At 67.9% G+C, this 25501-nt stretch carries 22 protein-coding genes; 10 read left to right on the forward strand and 12 right to left on the reverse strand.

Annotated features, from left to right (window positions below):
* Positions 1–45 precede the first annotated feature (45 nt).
* Positions 46–918, reverse strand: coding sequence for a LysR substrate-binding domain-containing protein (locus tag CDN99_RS05640; protein ID WP_088383521.1), 873 nt, complete (start codon positions 916–918; stop codon positions 46–48).
* A gap of 171 nt (positions 919–1089) precedes the next feature.
* On the opposite strand from CDN99_RS05640, the gene phnD reads away from it, so the two are divergent.
* Genes phnD through phnY form a run of 6 tightly spaced genes read left to right on the forward strand, consistent with a single transcriptional unit; the run spans position 1090 to position 7460 of the window.
* Positions 1090–1968 (forward strand): phosphonate ABC transporter substrate-binding protein, encoded by an 879-nt coding sequence (gene phnD, locus CDN99_RS05645; RefSeq protein ID WP_088383523.1) that lies wholly within the window; start codon positions 1090–1092, stop codon positions 1966–1968.
* Positions 1965–2783, forward strand: coding sequence for a phosphonate ABC transporter ATP-binding protein (gene phnC, locus CDN99_RS05650; protein WP_088383525.1), 819 nt, complete (start codon positions 1965–1967; stop codon positions 2781–2783). Before phnD ends, phnC begins: the two co-directional genes overlap by 4 nt.
* A complete protein-coding gene (gene phnE / locus CDN99_RS05655; RefSeq protein WP_088383527.1) occupies positions 2783–3598 on the forward strand; it encodes a phosphonate ABC transporter, permease protein PhnE in 816 nt (271 codons plus the stop codon). Before phnC ends, phnE begins: the two co-directional genes overlap by 1 nt.
* Complete coding sequence (gene phnA / locus CDN99_RS05660; RefSeq protein ID WP_193531689.1) at positions 3598–4842, forward strand: phosphonoacetate hydrolase; 1245 nt, start codon at positions 3598–3600, stop codon at positions 4840–4842. The genes phnE and phnA overlap by 1 nt, the downstream gene beginning before the upstream one ends.
* Before the next feature lie 9 nt (positions 4843–4851).
* Entirely contained in the window at positions 4852–6009 is a 1158-nt protein-coding gene (gene psrA / locus CDN99_RS05665) for an iron-containing alcohol dehydrogenase PsrA (RefSeq protein ID WP_088383531.1), read from the forward strand.
* The gene (gene phnY, locus CDN99_RS05670) at positions 6006–7460 is read left to right on the forward strand and encodes a phosphonoacetaldehyde dehydrogenase (RefSeq protein ID WP_088383533.1); all 1455 of its coding nucleotides are present in this window, start codon (positions 6006–6008) and stop codon (positions 7458–7460) included. Before psrA ends, phnY begins: the two co-directional genes overlap by 4 nt.
* 13 nt (positions 7461–7473) lie before the next feature.
* Here phnY and CDN99_RS05675 read toward each other — a convergent pair whose 3' ends face one another.
* Positions 7474–7956, reverse strand: a complete 483-nt coding sequence (locus tag CDN99_RS05675; RefSeq protein WP_088383535.1) for a GNAT family N-acetyltransferase — start codon at positions 7954–7956, stop codon at positions 7474–7476.
* A 191-nt stretch (positions 7957–8147) separates the two neighbouring features.
* Here CDN99_RS05675 and CDN99_RS05680 point away from each other — a divergent pair, with 191 nt between their 5' ends.
* Complete coding sequence (locus tag CDN99_RS05680; RefSeq protein WP_088383537.1) at positions 8148–8696, forward strand: hypothetical protein; 549 nt, start codon at positions 8148–8150, stop codon at positions 8694–8696.
* A 238-nt stretch (positions 8697–8934) separates the two neighbouring features.
* On the opposite strand, the gene olsE is transcribed toward CDN99_RS05680, so the two are convergent.
* The 3 genes from olsE to CDN99_RS05695 form a co-directional block, all read right to left on the reverse strand.
* Positions 8935–9870 carry an ornithine lipid hydroxylase OlsE gene (olsE, locus tag CDN99_RS05685; RefSeq protein WP_088383539.1) on the reverse strand — a complete coding sequence of 312 codons (936 nt, stop codon included), beginning with the start codon at positions 9868–9870 and terminating at the stop codon, positions 8935–8937.
* A gap of 7 nt (positions 9871–9877) precedes the next feature.
* A complete protein-coding gene (locus CDN99_RS05690; RefSeq protein WP_238139418.1) occupies positions 9878–11170 on the reverse strand; it encodes a sensor histidine kinase in 1293 nt (430 codons plus the stop codon).
* Between the two features lie 74 nt (positions 11171–11244).
* A complete protein-coding gene (locus CDN99_RS05695) occupies positions 11245–11919 on the reverse strand; it encodes a response regulator transcription factor (protein WP_088383543.1) in 675 nt (224 codons plus the stop codon).
* Between the two features lie 888 nt (positions 11920–12807).
* On the opposite strand from CDN99_RS05695, the gene CDN99_RS28095 reads away from it, so the two are divergent.
* Entirely contained in the window at positions 12808–13596 is a 789-nt protein-coding gene (locus CDN99_RS28095) for a hypothetical protein (RefSeq protein WP_141100656.1), read from the forward strand.
* A gap of 175 nt (positions 13597–13771) precedes the next feature.
* Positions 13772–14158: a DUF6869 domain-containing protein gene (locus CDN99_RS05705; RefSeq protein ID WP_088383547.1), complete on the forward strand. Its 387-nt coding sequence runs from the start codon at positions 13772–13774 to the stop codon at positions 14156–14158.
* Between the two features lie 84 nt (positions 14159–14242).
* Here CDN99_RS05705 and CDN99_RS05710 read toward each other — a convergent pair whose 3' ends face one another.
* The 6 genes from CDN99_RS05710 to CDN99_RS05735 form a co-directional block, all read right to left on the reverse strand.
* Positions 14243–15286 carry an ABC transporter substrate-binding protein gene (locus tag CDN99_RS05710; protein WP_375134418.1) on the reverse strand — a complete coding sequence of 348 codons (1044 nt, stop codon included), beginning with the start codon at positions 15284–15286 and terminating at the stop codon, positions 14243–14245.
* An 83-nt stretch (positions 15287–15369) separates the two neighbouring features.
* A complete protein-coding gene (locus tag CDN99_RS05715; protein ID WP_088383551.1) occupies positions 15370–16629 on the reverse strand; it encodes a sigma-54 interaction domain-containing protein in 1260 nt (419 codons plus the stop codon).
* Between the two features lie 233 nt (positions 16630–16862).
* Entirely contained in the window at positions 16863–17588 is a 726-nt protein-coding gene (locus CDN99_RS05720) for a class II aldolase/adducin family protein (RefSeq protein ID WP_088383553.1), read from the reverse strand.
* Between the two features lie 112 nt (positions 17589–17700).
* A complete protein-coding gene (locus tag CDN99_RS05725; RefSeq protein WP_088383555.1) occupies positions 17701–18291 on the reverse strand; it encodes an NAD(P)H-dependent oxidoreductase in 591 nt (196 codons plus the stop codon).
* Positions 18292–18401: 110 nt separating this feature from the next.
* The gene (locus tag CDN99_RS05730; protein ID WP_088383557.1) at positions 18402–20030 is read right to left on the reverse strand and encodes an ABC transporter substrate-binding protein; all 1629 of its coding nucleotides are present in this window, start codon (positions 20028–20030) and stop codon (positions 18402–18404) included.
* A 20-nt stretch (positions 20031–20050) separates the two neighbouring features.
* Positions 20051–22732, reverse strand: coding sequence for a TonB-dependent receptor (locus CDN99_RS05735; RefSeq protein WP_141100657.1), 2682 nt, complete (start codon positions 22730–22732; stop codon positions 20051–20053).
* A gap of 392 nt (positions 22733–23124) precedes the next feature.
* Here CDN99_RS05735 and CDN99_RS05740 point away from each other — a divergent pair, with 392 nt between their 5' ends.
* On the forward strand, positions 23125–24333 hold the full coding sequence (locus CDN99_RS05740) for an LLM class flavin-dependent oxidoreductase (RefSeq protein WP_088384384.1): 1209 nt from the start codon (positions 23125–23127) through the stop codon (positions 24331–24333).
* A gap of 41 nt (positions 24334–24374) precedes the next feature.
* Here CDN99_RS05740 and CDN99_RS05745 read toward each other — a convergent pair whose 3' ends face one another.
* Positions 24375–25478 (reverse strand): LLM class flavin-dependent oxidoreductase, encoded by a 1104-nt coding sequence (locus CDN99_RS05745; RefSeq protein WP_088383561.1) that lies wholly within the window; start codon positions 25476–25478, stop codon positions 24375–24377.
* Positions 25479–25501 lie beyond the last annotated feature (23 nt).

Below are 25501 nucleotides of genomic sequence, written 5' to 3' on the forward strand. Positions count from 1 at the left end.
GCGCGCCGGTCCACCGTCGCCGCATCGGCGCTCCGTGGCGCCGGCTCAGGACGTCAGCACCTCCGTCGCCAGCACCTCGTAGAACGCCTGGACCATGCGCATCTCCCTGCGCTCGGCGAGGCACACGACGTGGGCATAGGTCCGCACCTGCGCGTCGCTGATGCGCACCGCGTGCAGGCCGGGTCCCGGCACGTACTCGACCTCGGACACCGCCGCCACGCCTACGCCGCGCAGCACCGCCTCGCGGATGATCTCCCGGCTGCCGATCTCCATCACCACCTCGGGCTCGACATCCGCCGCCTTCAAGGCTGCCTCCAGCGCCTTGCGCGTGGTGGAGCCCTGCTCGCGCAGGATCAGCTTCTCGCCTTGCAGTTCCGTGGTCCGGATGCTGCGCCGGCGCGCGAAGCGATGCTCGCTGGAGCAGAAGATCAGCACGGGGTGCTCGCTGAACGGCATCGAGACGAACCGCCGGTCGCTGAAGGTCTGGGCCAGCACGCCGATGTCGGCGCGGTAGTCGAGCAGCCGGTCCAGCACGTCCTGGGAGTTGCCCGTGCTGATCGAGATCTTCACGCCCGGGTAGCGCTGGTTGAAGGGCACCAGCATCTGCGTCACGTGATGCGGCCCGACGGCCGCGACGCGCAGGTGGCCTGAACGCAGTTCGCCCGCGTCGCCGAGCAACTCCACGGCCTCGGCCTCCAGGCTGAAGATCTGCCGCGACACCTGCAGCAGGCGCTCGCCGATCTCGGTCAGCCGCACCTGCCGGCCGCTGCGATGGAACAGCTCCACCTTGTAGCGCTCCTCCAGCAGGCCGACCTGCGTGGTGACGGTGGGTTGGCTGACATGCAGCTTCTCCGCCGCGCGCGTGAAGTTGCCGGCCGTGGCCACGGCGTGGAAGGAACGCAGCTGTGTCAATCGCATGAAGACCCCCTCTCGTTATCCCTTGGCAACTATAGAGCTGCTGAATGGATCGGTGTAGAAACTTGAATTGGCTAAATGGTGCGTCAGCGCCGACAGTCGCTCCGTGCGTCACAGATCCGGCCAAACGGGCATGCGCATGCGGTACTGAAAAGACTTCAACCGGAGACAAAGATGAAGTTCACTCGCCGTTCCATCCTCGCGACGACCCCTGCCTTGTTGGGCGCGCCCTTGTTGACGCTGACGCCGGCGGCCCGCGCGGCCAGCGTGCTGACGGTGGGGCTGATCCCCTCCGAGGATTCCCGGGCCATGATCGCCAACAGCCAGGTGATGATGGATCAGCTGTCCAAGGCGCTGGGCATGCCGGTCAAGCCCTTCGTGGCGGCCGACTACAACGGCGTCATCGAGGCGCTGCGGTCCAGGCGGCTGGACGTCGCCTACCTGGGTCCGTTCTCCTACGTGCTGGGCACGACGGTGGCCGACATCGAGGCCTTCGCGGTGGCCGAGACCAAGAAGGCCGGCCGCACGTCCTACCACTCGCTGATCGTGGCGCACAAGGACAGCGGCATCAAGACGGTGGCCGACCTGAAGGGCCGCACCTTCGCCTTCGTCGATCCGACCTCGACCTCGGGCCACCTCTTCCCCAAGGCGGGCCTGATCAAGGCCGGCTTCAATCCGGACAAGGACTTCGGCCGCGTGATCTTCTCGGGCTCGCACGACTCGAACGCCGTCGCGGTGCAGAACAAGAAGATCGACGCCGTGGCGATCGCCGACCGCATCCTCGACGCCGCCATCGCCAAGGGCCTGGCCAGGCGCGAGGACCTGGTCGTGGTGTGGAAGTCGGACCCGATCCCCGAGTCCCCCACCGTCTGGCGCAAGGACCTGGACGCCGACCTGAAGAAGCGCATCCAGGCGGCCTTTCTCGAGGTCAAGGACATCCCCTGGTCCGACCAGGGCGTGCTCAACGGCTTCCATCCCACCAACGACGCGGCCTACAACATCATTCGCGAGACGGCCAAGACCCTCAACCTCGACCTGAGGGCGATGAAGTGATCAGGATCCGCGGACTGAGCAAGCGCTACGGCGACTTCGACGCCCTCCAGGGCATCGACCTCGACGTGGCACCGGGTGAGTTCCTGGTCGTCCTGGGCCCGTCGGGCGCCGGCAAGTCGACGCTGCTGCGTTGCATCAACCGGCTCTGCGAGCCGAGCCAGGGCGAGATCCACATCGACGGCCGGCGCGTGAGCTCCGACGCCGGCAGCCTGCGCAGCGTGCGCCGGCAGGTCGCGATGATCTTCCAGCACTACAACGTCGTGCCGCGCCTGTCGGTGCGCAAGAACGTGCTGACCGGCCGGCTGGGCACCATGCCCTCGCTGCTGTCGTGGCTGCAGATCTTCCCGCGCAAGGACGTCGACATCGCGCAGGAATGTCTGCGCCGGGTCGAGCTGGCCGAGAAGGCGGAGCTGCGCACCGACACCCTGTCGGGCGGCCAGAAGCAACGCGTGGGCATCGCCCGTGCATTGGCCCAGCAGCCCAAGATCATCCTGGCCGACGAGCCGGTGGCCAGCCTGGACCCGAAGACCTCGCGCACGGTGCTGCGGTATCTGAAGCAGGCCAGCCAGGAGCTGGGCATCACCGTGATCTGCAACCTGCACCAGATCGACTACGCGCGTGAATTCGGCGAGCGCATCGTCGGCGTGTCGGGCGGCCGCATCGTCTTCGAGGGCGGGCCGCAGGGCCTGACGGACGAGGTGCTGCACCGCATCTATCCCGGCCTGGACGAAGGCCACCGGGGGCAGGTCTTGCCCCCGTGCGGCCCGGAGTCCGCGCCGGGCGTGAACGGCTTGATGCTCGAGGAGGCCGCGTGATGAATATCGGTTCCTACACCTTGCTGGTCGCGCGGCCGTCCGGCCGATTCGGCTGGGGTCCGCGCGCGCTGGCCGGCGTGGCGATGGCCGCCGTGCTGTGGTGGGCGGCGCAGGGCGCCCAGGTCAGCTTCGGAGAACTCGCCAAGGGCCTGCCCTGGATCGGGGACTTCCTCAGCCGCATGTTCCCGCCCAACTTCGCCTTCCTGGAGAAGCTGGTGCAGCCCGCCATCGAGACGGTGCAGATCGCCATCTGGGGCACCTTGCTGGCCACCTTGCTGGCCGTGCCGGTGTGTTTCCTGGCGGCGCGCAACCTGGCGCCCAACGCCTTCGTGTTCCACGCGATGCGGCAGGTCTTCAACGTCACGCGCGGCGTCAACGAGATCATCCTCGCGCTGGTCTTCGTCGCGGCCGTGGGGCTGGGGCCGTTCCCCGGCGTGCTGGCCCTGGCGGTGCATGGCGCGGGCATGCTGGGCAAGTTCTTCTCCGAGTCCATCGAGGAGATCGACCAGGGCCCGATCGAGGCGCTGCGCTCGACCGGCGCCGGGCCCATCCAGACCATCATCTTCGGCGTGCTGCCGCAGGTGATCACGGCCTGGATCGCCGTCGTGCTGTACCGCTTCGAGACCAACCTGCGCCAGGCCACCGTGCTGGGCATGGTGGGCGCCGGCGGCATCGGCTTCGAGCTGGTGGGCAGCATGAAGCTCTTCCAGTATCAGGACACCGCCACCTGCATCCTCGTGATCATCGCGATGGTGATGGTGGCCGACTACGTATCGACCCGGCTGCGCGCCTGGATCCAGAAAGGAGCCCGTTGATGAGCACCCCCTCCACCGAAGCGATCGAGGTCAATGGCCGGCGCTACGCGCGGCCCGCGGCCCCCGTCGTCGTCGTCTGCGTCGACGGCTGCGAGCCCGACTACATCACGCAAGCCATCCGGGCCGGCGTCGTGCCCTACCTCGAACGGATGCTGGCGCAAGGCAGCTCGCTGATCGGCGACTGCGTGGTGCCCAGCTTCACCAACCCCAACAACATCTCCATCGTCACCGGCGTGCCGCCGGCGGTGCATGGCATCAGCGGCAACTTCTTCTACGACGTGGAGAACGGCCGCGAAGTGATGATGAACGACCCGTCCTATCTGCGCGCGCCGACCTTGCTGGCCGCGTTCGCGACTGCCGGGGCACGCGTGGCGGTGGTCACGGCCAAGGACAAGCTGCGCACGCTGCTGGGCCACGGGCTGAAGGGCATCTGCTTCTCCGCCGAGAAGGCGGACCAGGCCACGCTGGCGGACGGCGGCATCGAGCAGGTGCCGGCCCTGGTGCGCAAGCCCGTGCCCTCGGTCTACAGCGCCGACCTCAGCGAGTTCGTCTTCGCCGCGGGCGTGAAGCTGATGCAGGCGCACCGGCCCGATCTGATGTACCTGTCGACGACCGACTACGTGCAGCACAAGTGCGCGCCCGGCACGGCCGAGGCCAATGCCTTCTACGCGATGATGGACGGCTACCTGGCGCAGCTCGACGCGATGGGCGCGGTGATCGGCCTGACCGCCGACCACGGCATGAGCCCCAAGACCGACGCCGGCGGCCAGCCCCAGGTCATCTATCTGCAGCAGCAGCTCGACGCCGCGCTGGGAGAGGGCCGGGCCCGCGTGATCCTGCCGATCACCGATCCCTACGTCGTGCATCACGGCGCGCTCGGGTCCTTCGCGACCGTCTACCTGCCCGACGCACGGACCACGGCGAGCGCGCAGGCGGCCATCGCCGCGCTGCCGGGCATCGAGGCGGTGCTGAGCCGCGAGGACGCGGCGCACCGCTTCGAGCTGCCGCCGGACCGCATCGGTGATCTGGTGGTCGTGTCCGATCACCTGACCGTCATCGGCACGCGCGCCGCGCTGCACGATCTGAGCGGCCTGACGGTGCCGCTGCGCTCCCACGGCGGCGTGTCCGAGCAGAAGATCCCGCTGCTGTTCAACCGGCCCCTGCGCGCGTTGCCGCCGACGCGCCGCCTGCGCAACTTCGACGTGTTCGACCTTGCCCTGAACCACGCGGAACCACCCCGCTAAAGGCTCACCATGACGCATGACTACTTCAACCCCGTGCAAAGCGTGTACGGGGCAGGGGCTCTGTCGTCCCTGCCGAGGCTGCTGGCCGGCCGGCGCGCGTTGCTGGTCACCTTTCCGGAGGCGCGCGCGCTGGGTCTGATCGACCGCGTCGAGGCCTTGCTGGGTCCTCAGCTCACGGGCGTGATCGAGGACGTGCGGCCCAATCCGGACGTGGCCGAGCTGCGCCCGCTGTATGAGAGCTTCTGGCGCGACGCCGATGGCGCCAAAGGCCTCGACGGTGCCGGCGGCGTCGATGGCACCGAGAATGCCGGTGGCACCGAAGTCATCATCGCGCTGGGCGGCGGCAGTGCCATCGACACGGCCAAGGCGCTGATGGTCGGCACGGCCAGCGGCACCTTCGACGAGCTGATGGCCTTGCTGAGCAGCGGCAAGCCCTTCGAGCCGGCGCGGATCAGGACCCTGATCGCCGTGCCGACGACGGCGGGCACCGGCAGCGAGGTGACGCCCTGGGCCACGATCTGGGACCGCGAGCGCCAGGTCAAGCACTCGCTGCACCTGCCGCAGACCTGGCCCAGCGTGGCGCTGATCGACCCCGAGTTGATGCTGTCGCTGCCGGCCTCGGTCACCTTGCAGAGCGGGCTGGATGCGCTCTCGCATGCGCTGGAGGCGATCTGGAACGTCAACGCGAATCCGGTGTCCGACACCTTCGCCGTGGCCGCGGCACGCGAGATCCTCGACACGCTGCCGCGCCTGATGCAGCGGCTGTCCGACATCGAGCTGCGCGGGCGCATGGCGCTGGCGGCATTGAAGGCCGGCATGGCGTTCTCCAACACGCGCACGGCCCTGGCGCATTCCATCTCCTACGAGATGACCTTGCGCTACGGCCTGCCGCACGGCATCGCGTGTTCCTTCCCTCTGCCCATGGTCCTGGAGCGCGCCATGGGGCAGCACCCCGACCGCGACGCGGTGCTGGTCCAGGCGCTGGGCGGGCCGCTGTCCACGGCGCCGCGGCGCCTGGCGGCCTTCATCGAAGCCTTGGGCGTCAAGACCCGTTTCGCCGACTACGGCGTCGGCGAGGACCAGGCCGCCCAGATGGTCGCCCACGCGCTGACTGGCGCGCGCGGCCGCAACTTCATCGGCGCCATCACCCGCCAGGAGGCCGCATGAGCACCAGCCCGCACGTCAAGGACTGCGCCCATTTCCGCGCCGAGGGCCTGCGCATCGGTGGCGAGCGCATCCGCACCGACCGCAGCCTCGACGTCCTGAACCCTTTCACCGGCGAGCGCGTCGGCACCGTGGCGATGGCCAGCCTGGCCCACGTGCGCCGCGCGATGGACATCGCCCACGCTTACCAATCGACGCTGTCGCGCTATGAGCGCTCGGCGATCCTCAACCGCGCCGCGGCCCTGCTGCGCGAGCGCACGGCCGAGGCCTCGGACCTGATCACGCGTGAGTCGGGCCTGTCCAAGAAGGACAGCGTCTACGAGATCGGCCGCGTCGCCGACGTGCTGGGCTTCGGCGCCACCGAGGCGCTGCGCGACGACGGCCAGGTCTTTTCCTGCGACCTGACGCCGCATGGCAAGCGCCGCAAGGTCCTCACGACGCGCGAGCCGCTGCTGGGCGTCATCACCGCGATCACGCCCTTCAACCATCCGATGAACCAGGTGGCCCACAAGGTGGTGCCGGCGGTGGCCACCAACAACCGCATGGTGCTCAAGCCCTCGGAGAAGGTGCCGCTGTCGGCCCTGTACTTCGCCGATCTGCTCTACGAGGCGGGCCTGCCGCCGGAGATGCTGCAGGTCGTGACCGGCGACCCGCGCGAGATCGCCGACGAGCTGCTGACCCATCCGCATGTGGACCTGATCACCTTCACCGGCGGCGTGTCGATCGGCAAGTACATCGCGCACAAGGCCGGCTATCGCCGCATCGTGCTGGAACTCGGCGGCAATGATCCGCTGATCGTGATGGACGATGCCGACCTCGACAAGGCCAGCGATCTGGCGGTGCAGGGGTCCTACAAGAACTCGGGGCAGCGCTGCACGGCGGTCAAGCGCATGCTGGTGCACGAAGCGGTGCGCGCGCGGTTCACGGAGCTGGTGGTCGAGAAGACGCGGGCCTGGCGGTTCGGTGATCCGATGGACTCGGGCACGGACATGGGCTGCGTCATCGACGAGGCGGCGGCGCGCCACTTCGAGCGGGTCGTCGACGAGGCGGTGGCGCAGGGCGCGCGACTGCTGGTCGGCAATCGGCGGGAAGGTGCGTTGTACTCGCCGACGGTGCTGGATCAGGTGCGGCCGGAAATGACGGTGGTGCGCGAGGAGACCTTCGGGCCGGTCTCGCCCATCATCGGCTTCCGTGACATCGACGAGGCGATCGCGATCTCCAACGGCACGGCCTTTGGGTTGTCCTCGGGCTTGTGCACGAATCGCATGGATGACATCACCCGGTTCGCGAAGGAGCTGAAGGTGGGGACCGTCAATCTGTGGGAGGTGCCGGGGTACCGCATTGAATTGACGCCGTTCGGCGGCATCAAGGATTCGGGCCTGGGCTACAAGGAAGGGGTGCAGGAGGCGATGAAGTCGTTCACGAATTGCAAGACGTTCACGATGCCTTGGTAGCCAGAGGGGCTCGTTATGCCAGTAGCAGGCCCATCACCCATTCGTCCACGTAGTGGGCGTCGTCGGCGCGTTTGTAGAAGTCCCTGAGCGTGCCCTCGTGGACGAATCCGAGGCGCTGATAGAACGCGAGCGCCTGCGAGTTGTCGCTCTCGGCGTAGAGCTCGACGCGTCGAATGCCGTCGGCGCGGAAGTGGCGAATGGCGTCGTCGATCATGGCGCGGCCGACGCCTTGGCCGTGGAGCTTCGGGTCGACGGCCAGCGTGCCCAGTTGCATGACGTGATGGACGCGGCCTGGATAACGCGTCGCTTTGTAGAAGCCTCCGATCGAGCCGTCGTGATCCCAGATCCAGAAGCATTGGCTCGCGAGCAGTTCTTCAAAGATGGGGACGAATGAATCGAGCGGCATCGGCTCGTAGGTCAGGTAGGGGACGACCTTGGGGTGGGAGTAGATGGCGTAGACGGGGTGGAGGTCGGAGGGGAGGGCGGGGCGGCGCATGTGTCGGTCCGATTGGTGGCACGCGTGGGAACCGCTGCCTGTCTTGGAGAAGTACATCGTAGCGACCTCTCCGGCCGTTGTTCGCCGGCTCATCAGGCTCGGTCACAACACCGCGCATCGATGCGAACCCGGACACAACTCGCCCCTATGATCGACGCGAAGCCACTCCCGCATGCGGTCAAAGGATCAACATGGAGGTCATCGTCTGGATCGTCAAATGGGCCGTCGGCCCTGTGGTCGCGGCCATCGTGACGATCGTGGTACGAGAACCCCTGAAGGAACGACTGGCCCCGCTCGTTCTTCGATTTGGATCCAAGAAGGAGGACGGCATTGCCGGCCTGTGGGAAACCCGGTTCTGGCACGGCGTGCCGGAGACCGAGTACGTCGAGGTCATCGAGGTATCCCTGCTTCTGGGCTCGTATGTTGGGCGCATCGTGCCGCATCCGCTCAATCAAGGGGCGGCGAAACGCGTGGCCGACCAACGGCCCATCCGAGTACGGGGTTCAGTCCTGAACAACCGGCACTTCCGCGGGGAATGGCTGCATCCGGAACGCAGATCCCACTACCGCGGCGCCTTCGACCTCATCATTCGTCAGAACAACGATCGCCTGCAGGGCATGTGGCTCGGATACAGCGAAAGCCAGAATGTCATTCAGGCGGGGAGATGGGAGTGGCGACGCCTCTTGAACGGCGGAGATGTCATCTCAAGAGAGGACTGCAATGTCGACTCGTTGAGTTGAGTCTCATGGAGCTTTCCTTTCTGCGCCCCCAACGCCAGAGCGAGCCGCCCAGCGGACGCCACAGGCAGCGTCAGGTCGATGGATGCAAGCACGGCTTCATGCTGCGAGGCGGGCGCCTCGGAAAAATCTGCTTCGGTGAGTGAGAGGCATCAGCGCATGGCCAGGGTCGGTCCTCATTCCCGATCAACTGACTTTCCGAATCGCTGGCCCGATACCGCTACGGGTGAGGACGTCGCCCTCATTGCCCACGATGAACCGGCGACGTACCCATGATCTGCCTGACGCCCTCGGCCGTCAGCGGCTGCATCAGTTGCGCCAGGAATCCGGTCTCGACATGGCCGTCGATGCCGATGTCTACTGGCGGCCTGTGCCTGGGGCGCAAATAGGTGCCGAACAGCAGATCCCACAGCACGATGTTCTCGCCGTAGTTGCGGTTGCCTTCCTCCAGTACGCGCGAGTGGTGCCAGCGATGCAGCGCGGGCGTGCTGAAGACGCGGTCCAGCCAGCCGGTGCGCAGCTCGATGTTGCAGTGGGTCAGCAGGCCGGTGACCGCGGTCACCGCACCGACCCAGGCGAACACCGCGAGCGGCGCGCCGAGCAGGTACAGCGGTATCTGGCCGAGCACGGCCTTGAAGGCGCTGTCGATCACGTGAAAGCGCCCGGTGTTCAGCACCCAGAGCCGCCGCACGCTGTGATGGAGCGCGTGAAAGCGCCACAGCAGCGGCCATTCATGCGCCGAGCGGTGCGCGACGTAGAGCCCGAGCTCGACGACCACGAGCGCGATCACCACCTGCACGACGAGCGGCCAATGCGTGGGCCACACGCCGATCGACACGCGCAGCGACGGCTGGGCGACCGCCGCCAGGGCCACGGGAAAGCTTGCGGCCAACGCGGCGGCGAGTTGCGCCGAGCCCTTGGTGAGCAGGGTGTGGGCCAGGTTGCAGCGTGTCTCTCCGTCGTCCATGAGCCATTGAGGCTCGTGCGGCATCCAGCGCTCGATCACGGCGATCACCAGCGCCAGGGACATGTACGCGAGGTTGAATCCCAGCAGCGGCGCGGGACTCGCGAAGGCCAGCCCCGCGCCGAGCAGACCCAGTCCGTAGAGACTGGGCCAGAGCATCCACGACAGCGCGGCGCGCAAGCGCGGCCAATTGTGACCAGCAGGTGTTTTCATTCGGTGCTCAGTGTTGGAGAGAGGAAGAGACCCCGGCCAGCGGCAGGCGCATGCGGAACAACGTGCCGCCTTCGGGGCCGTCGTGCACGGAGACCTCGCCGCCGTGCAGATGCACGATCTCCCGTACCAGGCTCAGTCCGAGTCCGGCACCGGGCCCGGTGGCATGCACGCGGTAGAACGGCTTGAAGACATGCGCGCGCTGCGCCGCGGGAATGCCGGGCCCGTCATCGATCACCTCGACCCGACCCGCCGCATCGACCCGCACCACCACGTCGCCGTGTCCGCCCGCATGGTCGATTGCGTTCTGCACGAGGTTGCTCAGCGCGCGCGCCAGCGCATCGCGGTCGCCCTCCGTTTCGACGGACGAGGCCGGCGGATCGAATGAAATCTCGTAACCCGCCGCGAGCGCCAGCGGCGCCATGTCGGCGACCACGTCGCGCGCCATCTCCACCAGGTCGATGCGCTGCCGTCGGTCGCCTTGGCCCTTCATGCGTTGCAGGTCGAGCAACTGGCTCGCCAGCACCGACAGGCGCGCGACGTCGGCCAGCAGGCGGTGCTTGTCGGGGCTGTTGGGCAGGTTCTCCAACCGCGTATTCAGGATCGCGAGCGGGGTGCGCAACTCGTGCGCGGCATCGGCCAGAAAGCGCTCGTGGCGCGCGTGGCCGTCGTCCAGCCGCTGCAGCGCGTCGTTGAAGGCGCTCACCAGCGTGGCCACCTCGCCCGGCACGTCGGTCAGCGGCAGCCGCACGCCGCGCTGGTCGGCGTCGATCTGGCCCGCGCGTGCCGCCGCCGCGTTCAGCCCGCTCAAGGTCCGCTTCACCACGAAGTGCGTGGCCAGCAGCGTTGCCGTGACGGTGATCGCCATGATCGGCAAAACGAGTTCGAGCACGAGCAGCAACAGCGCCAGGCCCAGGTTGCGCCAGGTGACGGGGCTGTCCGGCCCGGTGAGGATCTGCACGTCGCCCGCGGCCGAGTCCACCCAGCGCATGCGCGCTGCCTGCCGCGGTGGGTCGCCCACGTTCCATCCCAGCCGTGCCTGCCGCACCGCATCGAGTGCGTCGCCGATGCGCGCGAACTCGGGCGGTATCTGGCCCTCCATCACTTGACCGCCCTGGTGGTCCCTGATCGAGAACCAGAGATGCGGCACGGTTCTGCGCAGCGCAATCAGGCGCGGGGTCGGCCGCATGGTGAGCTTGCCGGCCGTATCGCGCGCGACCGCCTCCTGCAGGATCTCGACGGTGTTTTCCGGCGAACTGAAATCGATCAAGTGCCCCGATGCCACCAGCGCGCCGATGACCACCAACTGAATCGCGACCTGCAACAGCACGAGTTGGCGAATGAGCCGGCGCTTGAGCGTGGGTGGTGCCGGTGGCGTCATGGCTGCTGCCGCAACAGATAACCGACGCCGCGGACGCTGCAGATCTCCACCCCGGCGCCGGTGTCCGCGAGCTTCTTGCGCAGACGGGACACATGCGTGTCGAGTGCGTTCGACTGGATCTCGGCATCGAAGCCGAACACCGCGCGCTCCAGCGCCCCTCGCAGCACAGTGCGGCCCGCGCGTCGCATCAGGGTCTCGAGCGCCAGCAGCTCGCGGCGCGGCAGCTCCATCCGCTGGCCGGCGACGCTGGCCTCGCAATGCGCGAAGTCGAACGACAGTGCCGCGATCTGAAGGGCGTCTGCCATGGTCTCGGCGGGCCTGCGCAGCAGCGCGCGAAGGCGGGCCAGCAGTTCTTCGACCGCGAAGGGCTTGCCGAGGTAATCGTCGGCACCCGCGTCCAGCCCGGCGACGCGATCGTCCAGCGCATCGCGGGCCGTCAGCATCAGCACCGGCACGGGGTTGCCCGCGGCGCGCAGGTCGGCCACCAGCGTCAGGCCATCGCCGTCGGGCAGCCGGCGGTCGAGCACCAGGGCGTTGTAGGGCGCGGCGTCGACATGGCGCGCGCCGTCGGCCAGCGTTTGAGCGTGGTCCATGAGGATGCCGCGCTTGTGCAACGCGATGCGCAGCACCGACGCCATCTCGGGTTCGTCTTCCACCAGCAGGATGCGCACCGTGCATGTCCTTTCAAAAACTGCCGCACTGCCGGACCACCGGCGTGCCGCACTCTAGGCAGGCTGCATTGCATCAGCATTGCGTCCGCTGACCGGCGCCGACGCCATGTTCATGCCATGGTTGGGGCAGAGGATCTGCTGCATCGCCAACCAACGACGCCCGCGGGCGTGGAGGACAAACGTCATGCGCAGCTTCCATCCGGTCCAGCTTTTCGAGGTCGTCGTGCTGGCGACGGGGCTTCTGCTCGCTTCAGCGGCGGGGGCTCAGGTCATCCCGGTCCACGATCGGGATCTCCCTGTCTACGATCCCTGCCGCGATGGCCGCAACAGCTATGGCAGGGCCATGGATTGCGGCGAGCTGCTGCGGAGAATGGATAGGGAAGAAGAGCGCCGCCGCTTTGAGGCGCGTTACCGTCCGGCATATGACCCTTGCAAGGATGGGCGATACAGCACTGGGCGTCCGATGACTTGCGGGGAGCTGCGGGAGCGAATCGATCGGCGTGCTTGGAGGGAGCGGCGGGAGTGGCGCCGTGGAGAGCCGTTTGGTGATGAGTAGGGCTGCAGGTAGTCGGCAGGCGCGAGCTGATGAATCGATAGGTTGACGTGGGAACAGCGGCGTAGGCAAGACCGCTGCGATAGACCTCTACAACAAGACGATGCAAAGCGGTTGCGAGTCAGGGGCCCTTGAGCGGGTGGGGCAATAGCGAGTAGACCGGGGCAGCTTTAGGCTGACTGCGGGCGTAAGTAGTGGATCTACTGGCAGCCGCTTCCGATTCAACGCGGTCGAGTTCGCCGATAAACTTGGCGTAAGAATGTGAATCATGCTGCATGCGTCTGTGAAAGTGGCGCCAATCCTCTACGTTGATTGAGTATTTGGGAGGTGGGATAATGAAATCTACTAAAAAGAGAAAAAAGAACCGGGCAGGACCACGGAGTGATTGCCTTGTCTTTTCGGCAACTGCTGATGAAAACGGAAGTATTCTTGTCGATTGGAGTGGCCAGAAGGTGCTCGTCAATGGGGTGCCAGCACAGGACGTCAGGGTCGAACGAACTTATCCACGAGTCGACAAGGGCGCTAAAGTGGTGTCTAGTTTTAATTTTGGGGCGAATAATCCTGAAGTGACCGGATACACGTCACAGTGGTCGCCTCACAGGGCGGCGCTGCAGCGGTTTGATTCCTTGGTCTCTGTTGACACGAATACAAGACTTATCAAAGGCGTTTGGGTCTCGGTAACGGCTGCTTGGGCTACAGAATCTGGTTGGAGGGGTGGCGGCAATGAAGGGGGAATCAATCTGAATCTCCAATGCCTATTTTTGGAGTTGCACGCGAGCGCGCCTCTTGACCCTGAGGGGCGCGGCTGGTATTCAGTATTGAATTTTGGCTTGGAACAGAATCAAGATCGCTCTTCAGATCGGCTGATTGGCGTAATCGTCGACTCAAAGCTTGGCGATCATGGAAAGATTAATGATAGAAGTTTGGGTTATTTTTCCAACTTTCTACTGCCACAAGAATTCAGCCTCGTCTACGCCTCTGACCAGTCGGCGGATTCCATCGTCAATACGATGATTAGACTTTGCGACAAATCGGCTGGTGATATTTTGGCCGCCGTCGAAGCTGGTGAAGTTGATATTTCAAACTTAACTCCGCCAATTTTGCTGAAAATTCAGCAAATGTAAATATGGTTGGTGTCGCGAATGCGATCAGGGCTTCATAGGCGTGAACTGGCGATCGTCCGTTCGAGATCTATCACCCAGTGCAGTTGCAAAGCCGACGCGCATCTCAGCCGCCGCCTCCCTTACATCCTGTTTGGCGCGCTCTACATAGGCGCTGACAACCGCGCAGAAATGGCCCATGGCTCTTACCGAAATCGACCGCACCGCATGGATAAGCGCCTATATCAAAGCGCAGTCGTCACCCCAGCCTGTGATCGCGGATCACCCTTGCTGGTGGGCGATCGAGCGATTCATGGACTTGGATCAGCTTGATTCAGCCGAAGACGCATGGTCCGCAATTCTCGGAGTCTTGGAGCGTCGACCCGCCGCGCGCGTGCTTCAGCTATTGGCGGCCGGCCCATTGGAGGACCTCATCCACTACTGGGGTCCGCACTTCATCGAGCGAATCGAGGAGACCGCCAGGGAGAACGCCCAATTCCGCGCTCTGCTCAACGGCGTCTGGCAAAGCAGCACGTCGGACATCTGGAGCAGAGTACGGCGCGCAGCGTTGGGAGACTGTTCATAGCGGGCATTCCTCATTGGTCATTTCCGAATGGCGTGAGCCCGCATCAACGACCGAGGAGCACACCGCGCTCCGCGCCAGTTCCCCTCACAACACCGCCGCCAACCCCTTGCTCAAAGCCCTGGCTCTCTCCAGCAAATCCGGCTCAATCCACTCCCCAATACTGAAGTCCCTCTGAATAAACCCCCACTTCAGCAGAAACGCCTTCTGCGTCTCTAGTGCTCGCACGGAAGTCGCCGCCAGATCGATCCCTTGGCGCCGATGCAGTTCCTGCCCATACGCCCGCCTGACCCACGGCACCTCCCCACCAGTCTCCCGACTGATGTAAGCCAGCGTCTCATCCGGATGCCTTGCGGCCCATTGCTCCACCGCCAGGATCCGCGCCAGGAATCGCGCCGCCAGATCCGGATGCTCATCGATCAACGATTGATGCACGGTGATCGGCCTCGGCGTCCCGTTGTGCGCCCGTACCAGCGGATCCGGATCCCGGCTGATATCGAACACCACCTGCGCGCCCACCTCATGGGTCAATTGCAGTCCGCGGTCCCCCTTGAGATAGATCGCATCCACCTCACCCCGCCGTAGCGCCTGCACCAGCAACTCGTATTCCGTTTGCGAGCTCCGCAGCTGCGAATGCCGCAACTTAGCGTCCGTCACCTCCGCGCCATCGGGCTCGACCGCCACGTCCACCACCTCCACCTGACCCAGCGACAACCCCGCCTGCTCCAGCGCCACCAGAAAACCATGCAGCGCCTCTGACCGCCGACTCTCGATGCGATTGCTGTAGAGCGGCAGCCCGATTCGCCGATCCCGCAGATCCCGCGGCGACAGCACGCCGGACCCCGGCAGGCTCACGATTCCCTGGTATTCATCGAGCCAGTTCAGCCCGACGACCCGACTCGCCGCGCCCTGCGAGCGCGCCCAGATCGCCGGCACATTCCCGCCTTGGCGGAATGAATTGGGCAAGTGGTGGTCATTGCGAGACTGGCGCAGCACCGGGTCCGGCGTCTCCTCCAGCGTGAAGATCTTGATGCCGTCGGCGCGGAACTCGTCGTGGAACCAGCCGAGCTGGGAAGCAAGCCCCAGTGGGGTCGGATTGGGCGTGCGGGTGTACCACAGGATGTCGGGCACGGAGCTCATGGGTGGATGACAGTTTTGGTTGTGTTGAGGGCGCGCGCGATCGACCCGCCGCAGCGGGTGATGCGCCCGTCGGATCAGGCTTCCTCTGCCTGATCCTGTCCGTGCAGGTCGTGGTCCCGCTCGCGCGCCGTGGCGCCGTCGGCGTCCGATCTGCTGTCGGATGCACCGTCCAACCCGCCGTCCGAATCGCCGGCATCCGGGCTCTCCGGCCCGTCGCCGCCCGTTCCATCGCCAATCAGGCCGTGCCGCTTCAGCAGCGTCCGCATCACGTTGCGGGACACCCCCAGCAGCGCGCCCGCCCGCACCTGGTTGCGACCGCTGTGGCGGTAGCTCTCTTCGACCAGCAGGCGCTCGACATCGGTGAACAGTGCCGGCGGCGGCGCGTCGAGCAGCGCGCGTACCGCGCGGCGCAGCAGGTCCGGCGCCGGCTCCTGTGTGGCCTCGGTCGGCGGCGGCGCGGTCACCGCCACCGAGGGCGTCGGCGGCTCGGCCGGCGCGCGATGCCGCACCGGTTGACCGGCCAGCTTCAGATGCTCGGGCCGGATCTCCTGCTCCGACGCGACCAGCAGCGCGAAGTGGATGACGTTCTCCAGCTCGCGGATGTTGCCCGGCCAGTCGTAGGCCTCCAGCGCGCGCAGCGCGGCGTCGCCCAGGCGCGGCTCGGGCAGGTTGAGCCGTCGGCTGTAGAGCGACAGGAAGTGCCGCGCCAGCGGGCCGATGTCGCCGATGCGCTCGCGCAGCGGCGGCAGCCGCACCTGCACGATGTTGAGCCGGTAGAAGAGGTCCAGCCGGAAATGCCCCGCCGACACGGCCTCGCTCAGGTCCACGTTGGTGGCCGTGACCAGCCGGACATCGACCGGGATCGCCTTGCGCGAGCCCAGCCGCACCACCTCGCGCTCCTGCAGCACGCGCAGCAGCTTGACCTGCAGCGACAGCGGCAGATCGCCGATCTCGTCGAGGAACAAGGTGCCGTGGTGCGCCGCCTCGAACCAGCCCTCGCGCCGGCCTTGCGCGCCGGTGAAGGCACCGGCCTCGTGGCCGAAGAGCTCGCTCTCCGCCAGATGCTCGGTGATCGCGCCGCAGTTGATCGCCAGGAAGGGCCCGGTGCGACCGCTCAGCGTGTGGATGTGCCGCGCGATCAGCTCCTTGCCGGTGCCGGAGTCGCCGCCGATCATCACCGGCGCCGTGCTCGGCGCCACGCGCTCGATCAACTGCAGCACCGCCTGCGACGCCGGGTCGACGAAGGCCAGCGACCGCGCGCGGATCGACAGCGGCCCGGCCGTGGCGCCGTCCAGGGTCAGCAGGCCGGTGTTCTCTCCCCCGCGTTCGTGCATGGTCGGTCGTCCTCCAGGAATGGGCATCGGGCACCGCCTCGGCGGCAGCGGCAGAAGGCCATGCTAGGAAAGGACGCGCGCGGAGGAAACGAAGTTTTGCCACGTTGCATATGCGATCCGGCGCGCGTGCGGCGACCAGGGACGGCCCGGGCTCGCGCGCGCCGTGGTGGGCCCGTGCGACGTCCGTGGACATCGGTGGCATCGACAGGGCCGGATCGCGTCGCCTCATGCGCTCACAGGTCGGTGGCGGGCAGCAGGTTCAGCGCGCGGGCCTGCTCGTAGAGCTTGCCCATCTTCCATTGCTGCGCCAGCACGCCGGGGCCCAGGTCGCGCGATCCGCCCAGCGCCTCGGCCAGCGTCTGGATCTGCGCGCCTTCCTCCAGCAGCAGGATGAATTCCGCCGTGTCGCGCAGGCCCTTCGTGCCCCACACCGTGGCGCCGCCGTTGGCCTCCAGGATGGCGGAGGTGTGCGAGTTCTCGCGCAGCTTGTCGAGGATGAAGTCGACCTCCTGCTGGCGCCGGTCGATGTAGATCGGCAGCTCGCGGAACAGCTTGAAGCGCTGCACCGGCACGTAGCGGATCGGCAGCGTGCGGTGCGTCTGCGCCCACGCGCCCAGGTAGGGCGAATGCACGTGCGAGACCGTCGTGATCTCCGGATGCTCGATGAACAGCCGGGTGTAGCGCCCCTGGCCGGCCTTGGCCGCGCCCAGGTACACGGTGCCGTCCAGCCCGGTGACGGTGGCGGTGAGCGGCTTGTGCTTCTCGAACGGGCCCGGGTAGTTGACCGAGACCAGCTTGTCCTCGCCGGGAATGCGCTCGATGAAGCCCACGGTGCCGTTGGCGGTGATGGTGCCGGTGTCGCGGTAGGCCTCGAAGATGACGGCGGCCTGCTGCTTGACGTCGGCGACGAAGGCTTGCGCGGAGTCGCTCAGCGCGGGCGGGGTGAGGATGGCGGACATGGAAATCCTTTCAAGGACGTGAACGGGTCAGGAACGGCCCAGGGTCGGGCCAGGAGCGGACCGGCAACGACCCGGCGGCGGGTCGGGGTCGTGCCGGGAGTGGCAGGCGGGCTCAGGCCGCCAGCGCGGTCAGCGCCGCCGGCGCCTGGATCTCGGCGGCCGGCAGCGCGGGCCAGCCCAGCAGCGCGCGCGCCTGCGCGGCGGCCAGGTCGATGCGCGCCTGGCTGGCGATGCGGTCGGCGGCGAGCTGGTAGTTCTCGAATTCGCTGTCGCGCACGTAGACGCCGGCCGGCACGGTGTGCAGCTCCAGGAAGATGGCCAGCGGACGCCACTGGTGCTCCAGCACCAGCGCGTGGCGGTCGCTGCCGCCGGTGGCCGCCAGCACTGCGACCTTGCCGCTCAGGCGCGTCGGGTCCAGCAGGTCGATGAAGTGCTTGAACAGCCCGCTGTAGGAGCCCTTGTAGACCGGCGAGCCCAGCACGATCACGTCGGCCTGCGCCAGCAGGTCCTGTGCCTCGCGCACGGCGGGGTGGATGTTGTCGAAGCCGGTGATCCCGGCCAGGCTGGGCGCGAGCTCGGCGATGTCGATCAGGTCGACGCGTGCCGGCTGGCCGTCGGCCAGGCGTGCCGCGATGGCGCTGACCAGGGCACGGGTGCGGGAGGGGCGGCTGAGGCTGCCGCTGAGGGCGACGATGCGGGGCATGACAGGGCCTTTCGGAGACAGGGGACGATGGATCGAAGGATCGGTGGGGTCCGCGGATCCGGAGATCGAGGAACGGGTGGATCAGGGCGCGGCGGTCGGGCCGGGCGCGCTCAGGCGAGCCACAACTTGTCGAAGCGCCAGGTCGGGAAGTGCGAGTGCTCGGGCGCCAGGCCGCCGACGTGGGTACTCGCCGCGTCCAGCGTGTTGGCGAAGCCCCAGATCAGCAGGCTGCCGCGCTCCCACTGGATGCGCTGCGCCTCGTGGACCAGCGGCGCGCGTTGGGCCGCGTCGGGCTGCTGCATCGCGGCGGTGACGAGTTCGACGAAACGCGGATCGCGGAAGCGCGTCTTGTTGACCGTCGCCTGCGGACCGTCCGCATGCAGCGCCGACACCAGCCACGCGTGGCCCAGCGAGCCCCCGGTGCTCAGCGGCCAGCTGCTGCGGCGAGGGCCGGCGAAGGTGGCCTGGTCCAGCTGCTTGACGTCGATGCGCACGCCGGCCTGCCGTGCCTGCTCGGCGAAGACCAGCGCGGCGCGCGCGCCGGCCGCGGTGGTGACCAGCTCCACCTGCAGCGACGGATGGCCCGCCGCAGCCAGCAGCGCGCGTGCCTGCGCCAGGTCCTGGCGGCGTTGCGGGATGGTGTGGTCGAAGGTCGGGTCCTGCGGCGCGTACAGGTCGTTGGCGATGCGGCCCTGGCCGTTGAGCGCGCGGTCCACCAGCGCCTGCCGGTCGGCGATCAGGCGGAAGGCTTGGCGCACGCGCACGTCGTCGAACGGCGGCAGCTCGACGTTCATGTCGAAGGACTGCCAGTAGTTGGTCTCCGACACCACCACCCGCAGCCCGGCCGCCTGCCGCAGCAACGGCAACTGCTCGGGAGAGATCGCGTTGACCACGTCGATCTGCCCGTTCTGCAGCGCCTGCAGCCGCGAGGTCTGGTCCTTGAAGTCGATGATCTCCAGCTCGTCCGGGTAGGGCCGGCCGGGCTTGAAGTAGTTCTCGAAGCGCGTGAACAGCGAGCGCTGGCCGGGATTGAATTCCTTGAGCTTGAACGGCCCGGCGCCGACCGGGTTGGTCACCGGGTCGTAGTCGGTCGGCACGATGCCGCCGAAGTTGACCCAAGTGTCGGCCAGCGGCACGTAGCCGCGCCCGTCGCGGAAGGTGATGCGCACGGTGCGCTCGTCCAGCTTCCGGATCCGGTCGCGGTCCACCACCGACACCAGCCCGGCATAGGGGGACGCCAACTGCGGATCGGTCAGGCGGCGGATCGAGAAGATCACGTCGTCCGCGGAGATCGTCTTGCCGTGGTGGAACTCCAGCCCCTTGCGCAGCCGCAGCGTCCAGGTCTTCGCGTCGGGGCTGACCTCGGCCGATTCGGCCAGCGCGAGCTCCGGCGTCATCTCGCTGCTCCACTCCCACAGCTTGCTGTAGAGCGCGAAGCCGCGCAGCGTGGACGCGCCCGCGGTGGGCTTGTGCGCGTCGAGGTTGCCCGCCTGGCTGCCGTCGATCACACCCAGGCGCAATCGGCCGCCGCGACGCGGCGCGCCGCCCGGGACCGAGGCCGCGGCATCGAGGGCGGAAGCGGTCGAGGTCGAGGCCGAGGTCGAGGCGGCGGCATTCGCGGCCGCGCCGGGGCGCGAGTCGCCGCAGCCAGCCAGGCCGATGGCGCCGGCGCCGGACCAGCCGCCCAGCGCGATCGCCTGCGCCAACAGCCGGCGGCGGGACAGGTCGTCTGCTTGCATCGTGGGTGCCTCCGGCGTGATCAGAAGTGATAGGCGAAGTTGACCTGCGCGCTGCGCGAGGGGCTGGGGACCAGGAACTCGTTGGTCGTGCCGGTGAGGCCGGCGCTGTAGTTGCGCTCGTTGGTGAGGTTGCGCACCGTCACGCCGACCTCCCAGCGCGGCTGGCGGTAATAGACGGTCCAGTCGAGCGCGTGTTCCGACGGTACCTTCACCGTCTGCGTGATGCTGGTGAACCACGAGCTGGTCCACCACCCCGAGACCTGCGTGCCCCAGCCGTCGCCGAGCTGGTACTCGACGAAGCCCGACAGCGAGGTCTCCGGAATGCCCGGCGCCTTGATCGCGCCCGGCGCGGCACGCTTGTTGAGCACGTTGCCGTCGCCGAAGACGGTCGCGTTGTCCGGCACGAAGCCCCAGGGCGAGAAGAAGCCGCCCGAGCCGAAGGACGTGTAGTCGTAACGCGCGCGCAGGGCGCTGGCGTTCACGCCGGCGGACCACTGGCTGGACAGCTGCGCGCGCAGCGAGGCTTCGGCGCCGTGGATGCGCAGCCGCGCGATCGAGCCGTCCGGCGCGGGCGACAGATCGCGCTCGGCCTTGTAGTACGCCAGCGAGGCGAAGACCCGGCCCGGGATCAGGTCGGCCTTGGCCCCGACCTCGCGCAGGTTGGACAGGCTGCGGAATGCCAGCGGGTTGAGCTGGTTGTTGGCGCCCCAGGTGAGCACGTCGGCGAAGCCGCCGGTGTTGAGCGCATAGGAGCGGTCGACGGTGGCGTAGACGGTGCTCTGCTCGGTCGGCTTCCACAGCACGTTGACCTGCGCCGCCGGCAACCAGCCGCCGTAGCCGGCCGAGGCCACCTGCGCAGCGGTCACCGCCAGCGGGTTCTCGATGTGGGCGCGGACGTGCGTGGCGCCAAGCCCGACGTTGACGCCGAAGCGCCCGTCGATCAGCGTGTTGATCTGGGTGAAGACGCTGCGGTTGGTCCAGCCGCCGGTGGACGTGTAGGTGGCGCCGCCGACGCTCGCCGAACCGCCGGGCTCGGCATACAGGCCGTCGCCCACCGGGTACATCCTGGGCAGGTTGAGGTAGCCGAACGCGGTCGGCTGCGGCACGCCCGGCGTGCCGATCCACGACCCCGATCCGGCCGGGGCGGGCAGCCCGAAGATCGTCGCGGGCGTCTTCAGCGACAGCGGCGCGGTCAGGTCGTAGGGCGAGGTGAAGAAGTTGTTGTTGGCGGCCAGCGTCGTGTAGCTCTCGCGGCGGTAGGTGCCGCCGGTGTTGCTCTGCACCTCGACGCCGACGCCGCCCAACGAGAAGCGGTGATGCCCGCGCAACTCCAGCCGGTTGTCCAGCAAGTGATCGCTGAATTGCGAGAAGAAGCTGCCGACCGAATCGCCGGTGTCCTTCGAGTCCTGGAACAGCGTGCTGTTGGCGATGCTCCACTCGGGCGAGAGCTCGGCCACGACGCGCAACTGCGAAGTCGCGCGGCGTGCGGTGTTCTTGTCCTCGGGGCGCGAGAAATTCGAGCGCGACAGCGACGTCAGCCCGTTGCCCGGCGTGCCCGGGTCATAGACCCAGCCGCGCACGGTGCCGGGGTTGGCGCCGCTGGTCAGGAATGAGGGCAGGGCGGCGCCGCTGAGCAGCGGACCGGCGATGTACTGGTTGGCCGCGTTGGGCGTGCGTTCGACCCAGCCGGTGACCGCGCTGTTGTAGGCGCCGGAGGCGTAGACCGGCGAGTAGTAGCGCGTCGCGCCGCCGACGGTCTGCGCAATGATGGGCGTCGCGCGGCCGGCCCAGTACTGGCCGCTGTCCGCCAGCTGCTGCGTGGCGCGGTTCCAGCCGTGGATGACGTTGAAGTCGTCGTAGTCGTCGTAGGCCACGTTCCAGTCGACGCGGACGGCGCGTGTGGGCTTCCAGGCCAACGCGCCGTAGATCGCGTTGTAGTTGTTGCGCACGCCGTCGTAGTAGTCGTCGGCGCGCTGCGGCGTGAGGCTGACGCGGTAGGCCAGCGTGTCGCTCAGCGGGCCGGTGGTGTCCAGCGTCAGGCGGCCGGTGTTCCAGCTGCCGTAGCTGCCGCCGAGGGTGGTGCGCTGCGTGCTGAAGTCCGGCTTCTTGGCCAGGTAGTTGGCATAGCCGCCGCTGCGGCTGCTGGGCCCGAAGACCTGCGACGGCGGGCCGGCGACGACGTCGACGCCCTCGAACGCATTGGTGTTGAACGGGTGCCGGACGTTGTAGGTGCGTTGCCCGTCCTGGAACAGCTCCGACGACTGGCCGCGGATCAGCGGCGCGATCGAGACGTTCTGGCCGCCGTTGCGGGTGATGCCCGGCGCGTAGCGCACCAGGTCGTCGGCGTTGCGCAGGGGCTCGCGCTGCAGTTGCTGCTCGCCGATCTGGAACACCGAGCGCGGCGTGTCCACCACGGCCGCGTTCAGGCCGTCGACCGAGCCGGTCGGGCGGTCCGGCAGCACGGACCCGGTCCGCTTGCCATTGATGCTGACGGCATCGATGCGCTGGACCTTGGGCGAGCCCGCGGCGGGCGGATCGGCGGGCAGGTCCGCATCGGTGGCGCCGGCCGTGACGGTCGTGGCGGCCGGCACGGCGGCCTGCGCCATCGCGCCACCGGCGCACAACAGTCCGCACGCCATGCCGATCGCGTGGAACGGCCAGGAAGGGGAAAACGACGAGTGGCTGCGGAAGGCGGTCTTCATGTCCTCGGGCGATGAGCAGGTGACGGTGAGACCCGGCTCTTTGCAGCATTCGTGCCAACTCGTCGATCGGACCGGAATGCCGATGAACACGGGGAAATCGAGTCCCGAGGCCGGTGTGATCACGGCGGTCCCCGATCAACGTGCTCGCATCGCAGCAGCGGCCTGCTGGCCTCGGGGCAGTGCTGCGCAGCGTTGCGCAGGACCGTCCGGCGCGAGGCCGGCCACCGCGCGGCCTCGCGTCGTGGCGCCGCGATCGCTGGCCCGCCCGCCGAGCCGGGCGTCATCGCGCGCGACGCGTCGTCCCGGGCCGCGCCTGGCGCGCGACCGCGGCTCCGGCATGTGTCTTGCAAACGGAAGCTCGTTTGATCATCGACAACACGAAGGAGCGCCCCATGGGCATCAAGATTCTTTGGTACATCAGCAGCCCCGACGGCCCGATCCCCTGGGAGCGCGCGCAGTCCTGGCAGAACGATCCGGCGCAGCTCGTCGCGCAGGCGCAGAACATCGACCGGCTGGGCTTCTACGGCGCGCTGCTGGCCACCGATCAGCACGAGTCGTTGAGCCTGACCGGCCTGCTGGTGGCCTACACCCAGCGCATGAAGTTCCTGACCGCGCAGCATCCGGGGCTGATCACGCCGGCCAAGCTGGCGCAGATGGCGTTGACGGTGGATCGGTTCAGCAACGGCCGGCTGCTGTTCAACGTCGTCAACGGCAACGACGTGGGCCTCAAGAGCATGGGCATGCCCATCCCGCACGACGAGCGCTACGCCTACAGCCACGAGTTCTGGGACGCGTTCCAGCAGCTCTACGCGGGCTCCAACGACGGCTACGCCGGCAAGTACATCCAGATCGCGCCGCGCGCGCTGGTGCCGCTGCGCTCGCCCCTGCCGCCGACGCAGACCCCGACGATGCCGCTGTGGGGCGCGGGGACCTCCGAGCCCGGCGTCGAGCACTCGGCCAAGCTGCTGGACTGGTATCTGAGCTTCGCCGACACGCCGCCCAGGCTGGGCGAGAAGTTCCGCAAGGTCGGCGCGCGCGCCGCGGCGCATGGCCGCCAGTTGCGCTTCGGCACGCGGCTGCAGATCATCGTCCGCGACACCGAGGAGCAAGCCTGGGCTCATGCGCAATGGATCCTGGACCAGACCTCGCACGAGACGGCGGTGCGTCTGGCCGGCCGGCAGCTCGGCCCGAAGGGGTTGGACCAGGAGATCGAGAGCGACGATCCCCTCGTGCACAAGCGCATCGAGGCGCTGCGCGCGGGACGGCTGCCCGCGGTGCGTGACCTGGAGGTCTACCCGAACGTCTGGGTCGGCCCGAGCCCGTTCGGCTTCGACATCCTGCATCCGTGGGCGGGCACCTGGATCGTCGGCAGCACCGAGCAGGTCGCCGAGCGCTTGAAGGAGTTCCACGCCCACGGCACCGAAGCCTTCATCCTGTCCGGCTGGCCGCTGGTGCCCGAGGCGCAGCGCATCGCGCGCACGCTGCTGCCGCTGCTGGACCTGGACCACGGCTTCGAGGTCCCGGCCTTCGACGAGGGGGACCCGGAGCATGCGCGGCTGGCCGCCACGCTGCCGCCGCATGAGGCGCCCACGCACGGATGACGTGACAGGGGCCGGCGCCTCGTGGTGCCGGCCCCGCGTGCTCAGGCGGCGCGGCGATCGGCCTGCCGGCCCTGAGCGGTCGCGTGCGCCCGGCGCGCCACTTCCTCGCGCACGGCGGGGATGATGTAGCGCCCATAGTCGATCGCGTCCGGCAGCGGGTCATAGCCGCGGCTCAGGAAGGTCGTCACGCCGATGTCGTGGTACGCCAGCAGCGATTCGATGATGGTGTCCGGCGTGCCGACCAGCGAGGTGCTATCAGTGCCGCCGCCGATGGCCGTCGACGTGCCGATGAACAGCGCCTTGTCGTGGATCTCGCCGCGCGCGGCCAGCGCGAGCTGGCGCTCGGCGCCGCCGCTCAGGCCCTGCTGCTCGATGCGTCCGCGCGCGGCGGTGTTGGCCTTCAGCGTGGCCTCGATCTCGCGCGCCTTCTTCCAGGCGAGTTCCTCGGTGGCGCCGATGATCAACCGCACCGACAGGCTCACGCGCGGCGCGCTCTTGCCGGCCGCGGCCGCGATCTCGCGCAGCTTGTCGATGCGCGCCTTCGTGTCCTCCAGGCTCTCGGCCCACAGCGCGTACAGGTCGGTGTGCTCGACCGCCACGCGGTACGCACCCTCCGACGATCCGCCCAGCGAGATCGGAATGTGCGGCGCCTGCAGCGGCTTCACCGGCGAGAACGCGCCTTCCAACCGGTAGAAGCGGCCCTCGTAGTCGAATGGCTGGTCCTCGGTCCAGGTGCGGCGGACGATGTCCAGGTATTCCCCGGCGCGCTCGTAGCGCTCGGCCTTGTCCAGCAGCCGCTCGCCGTGGCCAGGTTCCGGCGCGTGACCGGTGATGGTGTGGAGGCGGATGCGTCCGCCGGTGGTCTGGTCCAGCGTTGCGAAGGCGCGCGCCGCCACCGTCGGCGGCACCAGGCCGGGCCGGTGCGCGATCATGAAACCGAGCCGCTCGGTGTGCGCGGCGGCATGCGCCGCCAGGAACATCGGATCGCCGCCGCCGTTGGCGATCAGCACGCGGTCGAAGCCGGCGTGCTCGTGCGCGCGGGCCAGGTCGCGCAGGTAGGTCAGGTCCAGGCGCGGCGTGGCGTTGGCCGCGCGCTGCGCCAGCTGGTTACGGGGAAAGAGGCCGCCGACGAATTCGATGGGCATGGGAAGCTCCTTGGGCTGGATGA

This window comes from Roseateles aquatilis, from assembly GCF_002205645.1.
In the GTDB taxonomy this organism is placed as follows: Bacteria; Pseudomonadota; Gammaproteobacteria; order Burkholderiales; family Burkholderiaceae_C; genus Roseateles; species Roseateles aquatilis.

Coding starts and splice junctions, on each gene's coding strand:
- psrA (WP_088383531.1), top strand. CDS start 4,852: ATGACGCATGACTACTTCAACCCCGTGCAAAGCGTGTACGGGGCAGGG.
- CDN99_RS05735 (WP_141100657.1), bottom strand. CDS start 22,732: ATGAAGACCGCCTTCCGCAGCCACTCGTCGTTTTCCCCTTCCTGGCCG.
- olsE (WP_088383539.1), bottom strand. CDS start 9,870: ATGAAAACACCTGCTGGTCACAATTGGCCGCGCTTGCGCGCCGCGCTG.
- CDN99_RS05715 (WP_088383551.1), bottom strand. CDS start 16,629: ATGCACGAACGCGGGGGAGAGAACACCGGCCTGCTGACCCTGGACGGC.
- phnD (WP_088383523.1), top strand. CDS start 1,090: ATGAAGTTCACTCGCCGTTCCATCCTCGCGACGACCCCTGCCTTGTTG.
- CDN99_RS05680 (WP_088383537.1), top strand. CDS start 8,148: ATGGAGGTCATCGTCTGGATCGTCAAATGGGCCGTCGGCCCTGTGGTC.
- CDN99_RS05740 (WP_088384384.1), top strand. CDS start 23,125: ATGGGCATCAAGATTCTTTGGTACATCAGCAGCCCCGACGGCCCGATC.
- CDN99_RS05745 (WP_088383561.1), bottom strand. CDS start 25,478: ATGCCCATCGAATTCGTCGGCGGCCTCTTTCCCCGTAACCAGCTGGCG.
- CDN99_RS05675 (WP_088383535.1), bottom strand. CDS start 7,956: ATGCGCCGCCCCGCCCTCCCCTCCGACCTCCACCCCGTCTACGCCATC.
- phnY (WP_088383533.1), top strand. CDS start 6,006: ATGAGCACCAGCCCGCACGTCAAGGACTGCGCCCATTTCCGCGCCGAG.
- CDN99_RS05705 (WP_088383547.1), top strand. CDS start 13,772: ATGGCTCTTACCGAAATCGACCGCACCGCATGGATAAGCGCCTATATC.
- CDN99_RS05725 (WP_088383555.1), bottom strand. CDS start 18,291: ATGCCCCGCATCGTCGCCCTCAGCGGCAGCCTCAGCCGCCCCTCCCGC.
- phnA (WP_193531689.1), top strand. CDS start 3,598: ATGAGCACCCCCTCCACCGAAGCGATCGAGGTCAATGGCCGGCGCTAC.
- CDN99_RS05640 (WP_088383521.1), bottom strand. CDS start 918: ATGCGATTGACACAGCTGCGTTCCTTCCACGCCGTGGCCACGGCCGGC.
- CDN99_RS05730 (WP_088383557.1), bottom strand. CDS start 20,030: ATGCAAGCAGACGACCTGTCCCGCCGCCGGCTGTTGGCGCAGGCGATC.
- CDN99_RS05720 (WP_088383553.1), bottom strand. CDS start 17,588: ATGTCCGCCATCCTCACCCCGCCCGCGCTGAGCGACTCCGCGCAAGCC.
- CDN99_RS28095 (WP_141100656.1), top strand. CDS start 12,808: ATGAAATCTACTAAAAAGAGAAAAAAGAACCGGGCAGGACCACGGAGT.
- phnE (WP_088383527.1), top strand. CDS start 2,783: ATGAATATCGGTTCCTACACCTTGCTGGTCGCGCGGCCGTCCGGCCGA.